The sequence below is a fragment of the Bradyrhizobium pachyrhizi genome, from assembly GCF_001189245.1.
In the GTDB taxonomy this organism is placed as follows: Bacteria; Pseudomonadota; Alphaproteobacteria; order Rhizobiales; family Xanthobacteraceae; genus Bradyrhizobium; species Bradyrhizobium pachyrhizi.
On record NZ_LFIQ01000107.1, the window covers coordinates 18,066 to 30,235 of the forward strand.

The window sequence follows — 12,170 nt, forward strand, 5'->3', positions numbered from 1 at the left end:
AGCTTCGCCTATCCGAGCCGGCCCGACGCGCTTGCGGTCGATGAAGTGTCGCTCTCGGTCCGGTCAGGTGAGAAGGTCGCGATCGTCGGCCCGTCCGGCGCCGGCAAGAGCACGCTGTTCCATCTGCTGCTGCGCTTCTACGATCCGAAATCGGGCACCATCTCGCTCGACGGCGTGCCGATCCGGCAGGCCGATCCGGCCGAGGTGCGCGCGCGCATCGCGCTGGTGCCGCAGGATTCCGTGGTGTTCGCCGCCAGCGCCCGCGAGAACATCCGGTTCGGCCGGCCCGATGCGACCGACGCCGAGGTCGAGCGTGCCGCCGATCTCGCCCATGCCAGCGAATTCCTGCGCCGGCTGCCCGGCGGCTTCGACGCCCAGCTTGGCGAGCGTGGCGTTACGCTGTCCGGCGGCCAGCGCCAGCGCATCGCGATCGCGCGCGCGATCCTGCGCGATGCGCCGCTGCTGCTGCTCGACGAGGCGACCTCGGCGCTCGACGCCGAAAGCGAGACGCTGGTGCAGACCGCGCTGGAGGAACTGATGCGCCACCGCACCACGCTGGTGATCGCGCATCGGCTGGCGACCGTCTTGTCCTGCGACCGCATCCTGGTGATGGACCAGGGCAGGATCGTCGAGCAGGGCACCCACGCCGAACTGGTCGCCGCTGGCGGCCTCTACGCCCGGCTGGCCCGGCTGCAGTTCGAGGGGATCTGAGCGAATTGGGGCTCGGTGCGCTCTGCCTATGCGATTCCTATGCGATCGGGCGCGCGCTCCCCTCGAAAACCTATTCCCGCACAAGGATAGTCGCGCCACGCCCGACCTCCCTCGACAGCCGAAGGAAGTCAGGCGCGCGGGGTGTTCGACTAATGCGCGAGAATGCGACCGAACCGGAGAGCAAGCTGCTCCGTGCCTGGCAGCTTGCCGTGCTGCGCTTCGCAGTGACGCTCGACGACGACGATCGGATGCACGCGCTCGGTGTGGCCGGCGAGGTCGACCGGCTGGGTGGCGCGGCCGATGACGCCTTCCACTTCTTCCGCAGGACGACCGCGGAGCTGTGCGCGGCGATCTCCGGTCAGGGCGCGGATCAGGATGCCGTCGTCCGGCGATTCCTGGCGCAGATCGACAATGTCAGGCTCAAGCGGGCGGTCGAAGCGGCGATCGCCAAGGACCACACCAAGGACCGCACGCCGCCGAAACTCGTGGCGAGCCGCGTGAAGCCCGGCCCCGATCTCTGGCGCGGGCTGCCGTCGCGGCGTGCAACCGGAGCGTAGGAAGGGCCTCGCTCTGCAATCGCCATCACCGCGCGGCGGATATTCCGTCACAGCATGTCGCCACAACCCTGGCCGGCTTGCTGCGATCAGTACGATGCGCTTCTCTGTGCTCGACAAGGGACCGGTCGGTTTCGGAATGCGGGGAGTGGCGAGATGGGTGGCTTGGTGATCAGCGGTGGCCGGGTGGTGGATCCGGCCAGCGGGATGGACGCGATCGGCGACGTCGCCGTCGTCGACGGCAAGATCGCCGCGGTCGGCACCGGCCTCGGCGGTTCCGAACGGCAGATCGACGCGACCGGGCTCGTGGTGGCGCCGGGCTTCATCGACCTGCACGCGCATGGCCAGACCATTCCGGCCGACCGCATGCAGGCGTTCGACGGGGTGACGACCTCGCTCGACCTCGAGGCCGGCGTGCTGCCGGTTGCGTCCTGGTACAAGCGCCAGGCCAAGAAGGGCAGAGTGCTGAACTACGGCGCCGCCGCCAACTGGGCCTTCGCGCGCATCGGTGCGATGACCGGTTCGAATTCGGAAAGCTCGCTGGAATCGTTTGGTGCCGCGATGCGCGATCGCCGCTGGATCGAAAACGTCGCGACCGAAGGCGAGGTCGGCGGCATCCTCGACCGCCTCGCGATCGGCCTGAACGAGGGCGGTATCGGGATCGGCATTCTCAACGCCTATGCGCCGGGTGCCGGCGTGCAGGAATTGACCGCGGTGTGCCAGCTCGCGGCGGATCATGCGGTGCCGACCTTCACCCACGTCGCGTACATGTCACGGATCGATCCCGAGAGCGCGGCTGAGGCCTATATCCGCCTGATCGGCTATGCCGGCGCCACCGGCGCGCATATGCACATCTGCCACTTCAACTCATCGAGCAAGACGGATATCGAACGCTGTGTTGCGCTGATTGCGAAAGCGCAGGCGCAAGGCCTGCCGATCACGGTGGAGGCCTATCCCTACGGCACCGGCTCGACCGTGCTGGCGGCGACCTTCTTCAGCGATCCGAAATTCGAAGAGCGCAACGGCCTCGGTTACGATTCGGTGCAGCGCGTGACCGACGGTCACCGTTTCGGCAGCCGCGAGGAGCTGCTGGCGGCACAGGCCGAAGAGCCCTCGACCTTGGTGCTGTGGCACGTGCTCGACATCGAGAACAACGCGCATCATCGCGATCTGCTCGATATGGCGGTGCTGTATCCGGGCGGCGCGATCGCCTCCGACGCGATGCCGTGGACGCTGTCGGACGGCCGTCCCTACAGCGGCGACGCCTGGCCGCTGCCCGACGATGCCACCTCGCATCCGCGCTCGGCCGGCTGCTTCACCCGCTTCATCCGCGAATGGGTGCGCGAACGCAAGAAAGTGTCGCTGCTCGAAGGCATCCGCAAATGCGCGCTGATCCCGGCCGAGATCCTGTCGGCGAGCACGCCGGCGATGCGAGCCAAGGGCCGGCTGCAGGTCGGCGCCGACGCCGATGTCGTGGTGTTCGACTACGAGACGCTGAGCGATCGCGCGACCTTTTCCGCGATGAATCGTCCGGCGGAGGGCGTGCGGCATCTCGTGGTCAGCGGCCAGCCGCTGATCAGCGATGGTGTGCTCGATGTCGCGGCGCGTCCCGGCCGGCCGGTGCGCCGCCCCGTCACGGGGGGCTGAGGTGCCGGTCCCGATCCTGCTGGTCGCGGGCTTCCTCGGAGCGGGCAAGACCACGATCGTCAACCATCTGCTGGCGCATGCGCAAGGGCGGCGCATCGCCGCCGTGGTCAACGATTTCGGTGCGATCAATATTGACGCCGAGCTGATCGCGGGCGCCAGCGACGGCGTGGTCAGCCTGGCTAATGGCTGCATCTGCTGCACGCTGGAGGGCGACCTGCTGCGCACGCTCGCCACGCTGTTGCGGCGTGATCCGCGTCCCGAATTCATCGTGATCGAGACCAGCGGGATCGCCGATCCCGCCGACATCGTGCGCAACCTGATGGATCCCGTGATCTGGAAGGAGGCGCCGCTGGAGACGGTGCTGTGCGTGGTCGACGCGGCGCAGCCTGCGGCGGTGCTGAACGATGCTCTGCTGCGGTCGCAGCTCCGGGCGGCGGATGTGGTGGCGCTGAGCAAGGTCGATCTGGCCGACGCCGCCGCGTGCGCCGCGATCCGCGACGCCGTGCGCGCGGTGCGTCCGGCGGCCGTGGTGGTTGATGCCTTGCATGGCGAGGTGCCGGCCGCGCTACTGTTCCCGGCGGACCTCGATCATGTGTCGGCGCCGCGCGAGACCGCGCCGCGACGGCCGTCGTCGGATCGCTTCGAGACGCTGAGCTGGACCTCGGAGCGGCCCGTCGTGCTGCCGCGCTTGCAGCAGGCGATCGGCAGACTGGCGCCGAAGCTGGCGCGGGCGAAGGGATTGTTCGAGACGGTGGAACAGCCCGGGCGGCTGACGGTGTTTCAACTCGCCGGCGGCCGCGCGACCTTAGCTGCAGGCGGCGTGCCGTCGCCCGGCGTGCCGCGCACGCGCATCGTGTTTATCGCCGAGATGGGGGCTCTGTCGCGCACCGAGATCGATGCGATCATGCAGGGATGTGTCGACATCGAGTGATGTGAGCTTATGTTTCCGTCATCGTGAGGCACGAGCAGAGCGAGCCTCGAAGGATGGACGCCCGGCTGTGGCCATGCATCCTTCGAGACGCCGCTTCGCGGCTCCTCACGATGACGGGATTACATCTGCGCGTCATCCGCGGATGCCGCTGTGTCATCGCCGCAGCTCCATCCGCCAAAGCATTTGTGCGACAATCGCATCGAATTGACAGCCTTGCCGGCACCACCTATCGTTTTTGCCGACGGTTCCCTTCGGGGATCAAAAGGGAATGCGGTGCGAGGGTAACCCCAATGCCGCAGCTGTCCCCGCAACTGTAAACGGCGAGCCTTTCGTCAATTTGCCACTGGGCCATCGGCCCGGGAAGGCGTCGACAGGCGATGACCCGTGAGCCAGGAGACCTGCCGTCAGTCGTGGTCACACGCGAGCACATCGGGCGGGGGCGTCCTGGTGGGATCGGAGCACTGCCTTTTGGGCAATGCGCCAGTCCGCGTTCGCGGTGACGTGCCACGTTACCGCGAGTCCCTTTCATGTCTCCGTCCTTTCCCGTTGCGCGCAAATGGCGCCTCGGTCTCGTCTGCTCCCTGTCATCGCTGTTGTTGCCGGCCGAAGGCTCGGCACAAACACCTCCACCAACCAGGCTCGATCCGATCGAGGTCGCGCCCTCGGTGACCGCCAAGCCGAAGCCTGCGGCGCGCAGCCGTGACATGGCCGCTGCGGCGCGGCCACGGCCGAGGCCCGCGACGATCGCAACAGCCGGCAACGCGCCGCGCGTCGCAGCGTCGGGCGCATCGGGATCGGCATCGCCGACGCTCAATGCCACCACGCAGGGCGGCACCGGCAGTCGTCTCAATCTGACACCGCTGCTGACGCCGGCCAGCGTCGAGATCATCACGGCGCAGACCATCGCCGAACGCGGCCAGCACAATGTGCTCGATGCCGTCACCCAGGACGCGGCCGGGTTCGTCGCGACGCCGGCGCCCGGCAATGGCGGCCTGTCGTTCAGCACCCGCGGCTTTGCCGGCAGCAACTCGGTGATGACGCTGTATGACGGCACGCGCTTCTATATCGGCTCCGGCACCCTGACATTCCCCTACGACACCTGGTCGACGCAGCGCATCGAAGTGCTGCGCGGTCCGGCCTCGGTGCTGTACGGCGAAGGCGCGATCGGTGGCGTCATCAACGTGATCCCGAAAAAACCGCTCAATACGCCCACTAACGAGGCCGAGGTCTCGCTCGACAGCAACATGACGCGGCGGCTGTCCGTGGACAGCACCGGTCCGATCGATCCCAATGTGTCGTACCGCATCAACGCTACCGGCAACATGTCGGACGGCTGGGTCGATCGCGACAAGACCTCGAACGCGGTAGTCTCCGCTGCCGTGCGGGTGCAGGCGTCGGACAATCTCGCCTTCACGCTCTCGGAGGACTACGGCGACCGCAGCCCGTCGCGCTATTTCGGCACGCCGCTGATCAACGGCTCGATCCAGGACGCGCTGCGCTTCAAGAACTACAATGCATTGGACAGCGCGATCCGCTATCAGGACAGCTGGACCCGGTTCAAGACCGAGTGGGACGTCGCCGACGGCTTCAAGATCAACAACACGCTGTATTACCTGACCAGCGAGCGGCACTGGCGCGACATCGAGAACTACACCTGGAATCCGAAGACCCAGCTGATCGATCGCACGAGCTATATCGAGATCTTCCACGACCAGAAGCAGCTCGGCAATCGGATGGATGCGACCTTCAGCGGTCACGTGTTTGGACTTGCGAACCAGTTTGTCGCCGGCTTCGACGTCAACCGGATCGACTTCACCCACACCAATAACTCGCCCTATGGCGGCGCGTCGTCGGTCAATCCTTATGTGTTCGATCCCGGGTCGTTCTTCGCGACGACGACGGCGACCACGCCGGGCTTCAATGCGATCGTCAATCAATACGCGCTGTTCGCCGAGGATCGTCTCTCGCTGACCGATCAATTGTCGCTCGTCACCGGGGTCAGGTATGATCGCCCCGAGGTGGACCGCACCGACTACAAGGCGCCGGCAAACAGTTTCGAGACGACGCTATCAGGCACGAGCTGGCGCGCTGGCCTCGTTTACGAGCCGATCAAGAACCTCGCATTCTATGGCCAGTACGCGGTCGGCGTCGATCCGGTCAGCAATTTGATCTCACTGTCGACCACGCAGAAAACGTTCCAGCTTGCGACGGGCAAGCAGACCGAGATCGGGGTCAAGCAGTCGTTCTGGGGCGGTCGCGGCGAGTGGACGCTGGCTGCCTACGAGATCGTCAAGACCGGGCTCACGATTCCCGATCCCGGCCACCCCACCGGCGGCCTGGCATTGCAGATCGGCCAGCAATCATCCCGCGGGGTCGAAGGATCGATCGGGCTCGCGCTGAACGACGGCTGGCGCGTCGATGCCAATGTTGCGCTGTTGCGCGCCAGATACGACAACAACAGCCAGGTGGTCGGCGGCAAGATCGTGAGCTTCAACGGCAATGTCCCGGTCAACGTGCCGCAGCAGGTCTCGAACGTCTGGCTGACCTGGGACTTCGCGCCCAACTGGTCGGCCTATGGCGGCGTGCAGATCGTCGGTGCGATGTACTCCGATCTCGCCAACACCCAGCTGCGGCCGGGCTACAATGTGGTCAATGGCGGCGTCAGGTGGAAGCCGGACGACCGGACCACGGTCGCGTTCCGCCTCTACAATCTGTTCGACAAGGCTTACGCGGTGACCTCGAACGGCACCGGGCAGTGGCTGCTGGGCATGCCGCGTACCGCCGAATTGTCCGTCAACGTGAAGTTCTGACCATGCGCAACGCTCTGATCCGGCGCGGGCGGCGGTGGCTCTATATCGTCCATCGCTGGATCGGCATTGCGACGTGTCTTTTGTTCGCGATGTGGTTCATCTCCGGCCTCGTCATGATGTACGTGGCCTTTCCGCGCCTCACCGACAGCGAGCGCCTCGCCGCGCTTCCTGTCATTCCCTGGAGCAAGGTGCGGGTCACGCCTGATCGCGCGATGGCGATCGCGGGTGTCGAGCGTTATCCGCGTGATCTGCGACTTTCGATGATGGACGACACGCCCGTCTATCGGGTGGCCGGCTGGGAGGGAGGGATGATCACCATTTCGGCGATCGACGGCAGCGCGATCGACCGGATCATGCCGGACCAGGCGCTGGCCATTACCGCTCATCATCCGCATGCTGTGCAGCCGCGCTTGATCGAAACGATCACGCGCGACCAATGGTCGGTCACGGCGCGCTTCGATTCGTTGCGGCCGCTCTATCTGATCCGCCTCGGTGACGCCGATGGCACCGAACTCTACGTTTCCTCGCGCACCGGCGAGATCGCGCTCGACACCACGCGGCGCGAGCGCATCTGGAATTGGCTCGGCGCGATCCCGCACTGGATCTATCCGACCGTGTTGCGCAAGGACGGCCCGCTGTGGCGGGATGTGGTGCTGTGGATCTCGGGTGTCTGTCTTGTCGTCGCGGTTACCGGCTTCTGGATCGGCATTTTGCGCATGCGGCTGACGCGCCGCTACGCGAGCGGCGCCGTCTCGCCCTATCGCGGCTGGATGGCCTGGCATCACATTGCCGGCCTGATCGGCGGCATCTTCGTTCTCACCTGGATGTTCAGCGGCTGGCTCTCGCTCAATCCCGGCGGCGCGTTCTCCGCTCGCGGCATCACCCGTGAGATTACGATCGGCTACAGCGGCCATGACACGCCCGACATCCTCGCCGGCTTCCAGTCGCCGCCCTCGATGCCCGCGGTGGAGGCGCGCTTCGTCTGGATCGGCGGACACCGGTTGATGTTCCTCGACGATGGTAGTGGCGGGCGCAACCTCGCCGATCCCGCGACCGGCGCACCAGTAGCGATCTCGCGTGACGAGATCATCGCGGCGGCCCGGCGCGCCATGCCGGGAGCAACGATGATATCGGCGCGACAGCTGGATCAACCTGATGCCTATTGGTACACGCTGCACCAGGCGCGCGAGCTTCCCGTATTGCGGATCGGCTTCGACGATCCTGCTCACACCTGGCTGCACATTTCGCCCGTCACCGGCGAGATCCTCGACCGCAGCGACGATAGCCGTCGGTCCTACCGCTGGCTGTTCAACGCGCTGCACAGCCTCGACGTCCCGCTGCTGCTGCGCATCTCGCCGGCGCGCGACGTCGTGGTGTGGCTGCTGTCGGCGGCTGGCACGCTTATCTCGATCAGCGGGATCGTGATCGGCTGGCGCCGGTTGTGGCGGCGCAAGGTACGAGGCAGGCGCATGTCCGCGAGCCTCATACGCACGCCCTCGTAAGCCGCGATTACTTGACGGTCAGGTGCACGTCCGGCGCCGGCCGATCGGGCGCCCATTCCAGTGCGAACCGCTGTCCGGCAATGATCTCATAGGTCGAAAGCTTGGATGCGACCGCATCGCGGAACCGGAGATAGGCGTCGCGCTGCCGCCCGTTCGAGCGGGCCGCGGCCAGATTGAGCCATTTGTAGGCCAGCACGAAATCCGTCGGAACGCCGTGACCCTTGTCGTACATCAGGCCGAGTTGGGCTTGCGCGAACGGGTCGCCCTGCACGGCGCCGCGATAGTAGCAGTCGGCGGCGGCTGCATAGGCCTGCGGCACGCCGAAGCCGTGCTCATACAAGAAGCCGAGCATGCCGAGGGCACGCGCGTTGCCACGCTCGGCGGCCGGCGCGAGCTCCCGAGCCGCCCGGACATAGTCGCCGCGATGGAAGGCGGCCGATCCGCGCGCCACGCTGTCAGCGCTCGCGACAGAGGCGGTCATCGCCCAAACCACGATCGCAAGCGAAGCCGAGAGGCCCGTCCGTTGTGCGAGAACGCGGCGCATCCTGCTGCCCGGCTCAGTGATAGCTGGTGGTGATCGGCGCATTGGTCGATGTCGTGGCGATGCTGCCGCGCAATTTCGATCGAAGCTCCTCGGCCACGGTCTGGGCGTCGGAACCGTTGCGGATGATCTGCGGGCGGATGAAGATGATCAGCTCGGTACGCTGGGTGCCGTTGCTCTGATGTCCGAAGGCGTCACCGAGGCCCGGAATCTGATCGAGCACCGGAAGCGCATTGCGGGCGCCGCTCTGCTGCTCGCTAATCAGGCCCGCCAGCAGCACGGTCTGACCGTTGGCCACCGAGATCTGGCTCTTGACCCGTCGTTCCGATACGGTCGGCGTCAGGTTGACCGTGCTGCCGCTGCTTTGGGGAACATTGCTGATCTCCTGTTCGACGTCGAGCCGCACGGTGCCGTTCACGCTGACGCGTGGCGAGACCTTCAGGATGATGCCGGTGTTGCGATAGTCGATGGTGTTGACCACCGTGTTGCTCGTGGTCAGCACCGTCGCGCTGCCGGTCGAGACCGGGACGACGTCGCCGACCTGTAGGGTCGCGACCTGGTTGTTGATCACGACCAGCGAGGGATTGGAGAGCACCTTGACGCTGGTGACGGCGTGCAGCGCATCCAGGATCAGGCTCGGCTGCGTTGCATTTCCGATCAGAAAGTTGAAGCCCGGGAAGCTCTGGTTGATGAAGGCATTGGTAAGCGATCCCGCGACCGAGACCGCGCCGGTGGTCGCGTCTGTGGTGGTCGCGGGCGCGGACGTCGCCTGGGTGCCGAGGATCGAGCCGGTGTTCGGCTTCAGGCCGAGGTTCTGGCTGGTGAGATAGGTCTGCACGCCATAGGACAAGGTGTTGTTGAGCGTGACCTCGGCGATCGTCGCGTCGATCGCGACCTGGAGCTGCGGCTCGTCGATCTGCAGCAGGGTCGACTCGATGATGCGGTAGTTGGCCTGGTCGGCATAGATCAGGAGATTGTTGTTCACGACATCGGGCGTGATGCGGACGTCCTGCATGACGGGCTGCCCGTTGCCGCCGCCAGCACCGCGTCCGGCATCCAGCGCAGCATTGTTGCCCTGGCCCGGATTGTTGGGATTGTTCGCTTGACCGCCGGCGCCGAATCCCTGGCCCAGGCCTGTTACGCCGGTCCCCGACGTGCCGCGGGATGCGAAGCCGCTCATGCCTGAATTCGCGCCGTTGTTGTTGTTGAGCGACAGACGGTCGGCGACGCTCGAGGTCGACGAGGTGCCGGAGCCGGGCGCGAGCTGGCTGTCGGCACTGTCGAGCAGGTTGCCGGACGATCCGCCAAGGAACATGTCGGTCAGGACCCGCGCGATCTGGCGCGCATCGCCGTATTTGACGCGATAGACATGGACCGAGGTGCGCGCCGTGTCGTTGCGGTCGAGGCGCTTGATCCAGGTCGCGGCCGTATGCAACATGTCGGCCTTCTTGGTCACGACCAGGATCGCGTTCAGGCGCGCGATCGGCATGAACTTGATGACGTTCTGGCTGAGGCCGTTCTCGCCGGAATCGACGATCTTCTCCAGCTCGGCAATGACAGGCGCGGGCGAGCCGCTCGAGATCGGGAAGATGCCGACGGATTGGCCGCGCATCCAGTCGACGTCGAAACTGAGCACGGTATCGACCGCGGTGCGGCGCTCGGCGCCGGTGCCCTGGATCAGCAGCAGATTGCGCGTCGTGTCGGCGCGGATCGCGCCGGCCCTGGTGGCGAAACTGTCGGTCAGCTTCATGAGGGTCTGCGCCGACACATATTGCAGGGGGACCACCGAGATGCCGAATCCGGGTTCGGGATTGGCCGCTGCGGCATCGACGCGGCCGCCGCCGACGGCGTCGCCGAGCGGCGTCAGACGATAGCCTGCCGTATCCTTGAGCAGCACGACGCCGCTCAGGCGGAGTGCGTTTTCGAGCACGAACACCATGTCGGACTTCGGCACAGGGCGGACCGAGACCAGGCTGACCGTGCCCTGCACCCGCGGGTCGATGGTGTAGCCGACATGCAGGATGTCGCCGAGCACCACCTTGGCGACGGTCGCCACCGGCGTGCTCTCGAAATTCAGGTCGAAGCCGTTGCCGTTCGACGCCGGTTGCGGCCGCGCATCGGCAACCGCCGTCACTTCGCTTCCGTCATACATCGCCGCGCGGACGCTGCCGCTCTGGCTGCCGCCCGTCGCCGCCAGTGCGTTCACCGGTTGCGGCTGGCGCTGCGCCAGATCCAGCAAGCGCACCTTGTCGGTGACGTCGAGTTGGGATGCGTCCACGCTCTCGCCGACCGTCGCGGAATTGCAGGACGCCAACAACCCCAATGACGTCAAGGCAAAAATGGCTGCGAGGCCGCCACGGATCGTCGGGCAGCGGCCCACTGTGCCTACGCGTTGCATGAAGGCCCTTCGCTTTGACTAACAGAAATTTCGATTGCTTGCGACGATCGGTCCTACCCCGGAGGGACTCTTAGCGATCGAACATGACAGAAATAAATTGGTTACATGATTGTCGTTCGCGACCTGCGCATCGCATCGCACCTAAACTGTGCAGCCGATGCGCTGCTTGTGTCCGCGATGCCACCCTCAAAGTTTCTTGAGCGGGACGAATGATGTGACTTCGCACAGCTGTCACACTTCGGATCGATAACCGCACAATTGCCGGGAGCCGAACGTGACGGCACGCAGCGGCACTTGGCACGAACTGATCCGGGATAGTGTGGCGGGATATCGAGAATGGCCAACGACCTGTCCGTTCGGTTCGTGGATTATCTGCGTCAGAACAATCACCTGGCGCCGAGCGATGGACCGGCTGAGCGGACCGGGCAGGGCGCCGACGTCAGGCAGTTGAAGCTGTGGGAGGTCACCAGCCTCTCCCCGACCGACTTCGCAGACGAAGCCGCGCGCTTTTTCTCGTTCGGCCGGCTGACGCTCCAGGAGATGACCTCGGCCGAACCGCTGGTGGGGGCGTTCTCGCCGCGCTTCCTGCGCGAGACCATGGTCTATCCGTGTCGGGCGGCCGACGGGACCACGGTGCTCGCGGTCGTCGACCCGACCGATCAGGCAACGCTGCGGGCGGCGCAGATCGTGCTTGGCGCCGGCATCCATGTGAAGGTGGCTTCGTCGGAAGACGTCGCCATCGCGCTGAACAACTCTTCCAGCGCCGAGGAGGCCGAGGCCGCCGATAGCGCGGCGGCGCTGCCCCGCGAAGACGACATCGAGAGTCTGCGCGATCTCGCCAGCGGCGCGCCGGTGGTGCGCGCGGTCAACGATCTCATCGAGAAGGCGGTCGAGCTTCGCGCCAGCGACATCCATATCGAGCCGTTTTCCGGCGGGCTGATGGTGCGCTTGCGGATCGATGGTCTGCTCCGGCCGGTCGCCGCGCTATCGGGCGTGCTGCCCCAGGCGGTGGTCTCCCGCATCAAGATCATCGCCAATCTCAATATCGCCGAGCGCCGCCTGCCGCAGGACGGCGC

At 65.9% G+C, this 12,170-nt stretch carries 9 protein-coding genes and 1 riboswitch; of the genes, 7 read left to right on the forward strand and 2 right to left on the reverse strand.

The genetic code is table 11. The features are described from left to right. The 6 genes from AKL29_RS45625 to AKL29_RS27310 form a co-directional block, all read left to right on the forward strand. Positions 1-711: ATP-binding cassette domain-containing protein (locus AKL29_RS45625; RefSeq protein ID WP_244482448.1), on the forward strand; the 711-nt coding region annotated here is incomplete at its 5' end. A gap of 152 nt (positions 712-863) precedes the next feature. Beyond that, on the forward strand, positions 864-1,268 hold the full coding sequence (locus AKL29_RS27290) for a hypothetical protein (protein ID WP_244482449.1): 405 nt from the start codon (positions 864-866) through the stop codon (positions 1,266-1,268). A 153-nt stretch (positions 1,269-1,421) separates the two neighbouring features. Next, positions 1,422-2,912 (forward strand): amidohydrolase family protein, encoded by a 1,491-nt coding sequence (locus AKL29_RS27295; protein WP_050386307.1) that lies wholly within the window; start codon positions 1,422-1,424, stop codon positions 2,910-2,912. Between the two features lies 1 nt (position 2,913). Continuing rightward, positions 2,914-3,843 carry a CobW family GTP-binding protein gene (locus AKL29_RS27300; RefSeq protein ID WP_152977796.1) on the forward strand — a complete coding sequence of 310 codons (930 nt, stop codon included), beginning with the start codon at positions 2,914-2,916 and terminating at the stop codon, positions 3,841-3,843. Between the two features lie 225 nt (positions 3,844-4,068). Continuing rightward, positions 4,069-4,263: riboswitch (cobalamin riboswitch) on the forward strand. Positions 4,264-4,370: 107 nt separating this feature from the next. Further along, a complete protein-coding gene (locus tag AKL29_RS27305) occupies positions 4,371-6,653 on the forward strand; it encodes a TonB-dependent receptor (RefSeq protein WP_050386308.1) in 2,283 nt (760 codons plus the stop codon). Positions 6,654-6,655: 2 nt separating this feature from the next. Next, positions 6,656-8,155, forward strand: a complete 1,500-nt coding sequence (locus tag AKL29_RS27310) for a PepSY-associated TM helix domain-containing protein (RefSeq protein WP_050386309.1) — start codon at positions 6,656-6,658, stop codon at positions 8,153-8,155. Positions 8,156-8,162: 7 nt separating this feature from the next. Here the strand turns inward: AKL29_RS27310 and AKL29_RS27315 are convergent, their stop codons facing one another. Continuing rightward, entirely contained in the window at positions 8,163-8,636 is a 474-nt protein-coding gene (locus AKL29_RS27315; RefSeq protein WP_028340292.1) for a tetratricopeptide repeat protein, read from the reverse strand. Between the two features lie 76 nt (positions 8,637-8,712). Then, positions 8,713-11,094 carry a type II secretion system secretin GspD gene (gene gspD, locus AKL29_RS27320; RefSeq protein WP_167350421.1) on the reverse strand — a complete coding sequence of 794 codons (2,382 nt, stop codon included), beginning with the start codon at positions 11,092-11,094 and terminating at the stop codon, positions 8,713-8,715. Between the two features lie 336 nt (positions 11,095-11,430). Here gspD and AKL29_RS45630 point away from each other — a divergent pair. Then, positions 11,431-12,170, forward strand: a 740-nt coding sequence (locus AKL29_RS45630; protein WP_244482450.1) for a GspE/PulE family protein, incomplete at its 3' end; no start/stop codon positions are given.

Coding starts and splice junctions, on each gene's coding strand:
- AKL29_RS27290 (WP_244482449.1), top strand. CDS start 864: ATGCGCGAGAATGCGACCGAACCGGAGAGCAAGCTGCTCCGTGCCTGG.
- AKL29_RS27295 (WP_050386307.1), top strand. CDS start 1,422: ATGGGTGGCTTGGTGATCAGCGGTGGCCGGGTGGTGGATCCGGCCAGC.
- AKL29_RS27305 (WP_050386308.1), top strand. CDS start 4,371: ATGTCTCCGTCCTTTCCCGTTGCGCGCAAATGGCGCCTCGGTCTCGTC.
- AKL29_RS27310 (WP_050386309.1), top strand. CDS start 6,656: ATGCGCAACGCTCTGATCCGGCGCGGGCGGCGGTGGCTCTATATCGTC.
- AKL29_RS27315 (WP_028340292.1), bottom strand. CDS start 8,636: ATGACCGCCTCTGTCGCGAGCGCTGACAGCGTGGCGCGCGGATCGGCC.
- gspD (WP_167350421.1), bottom strand. CDS start 11,094: ATGCAACGCGTAGGCACAGTGGGCCGCTGCCCGACGATCCGTGGCGGC.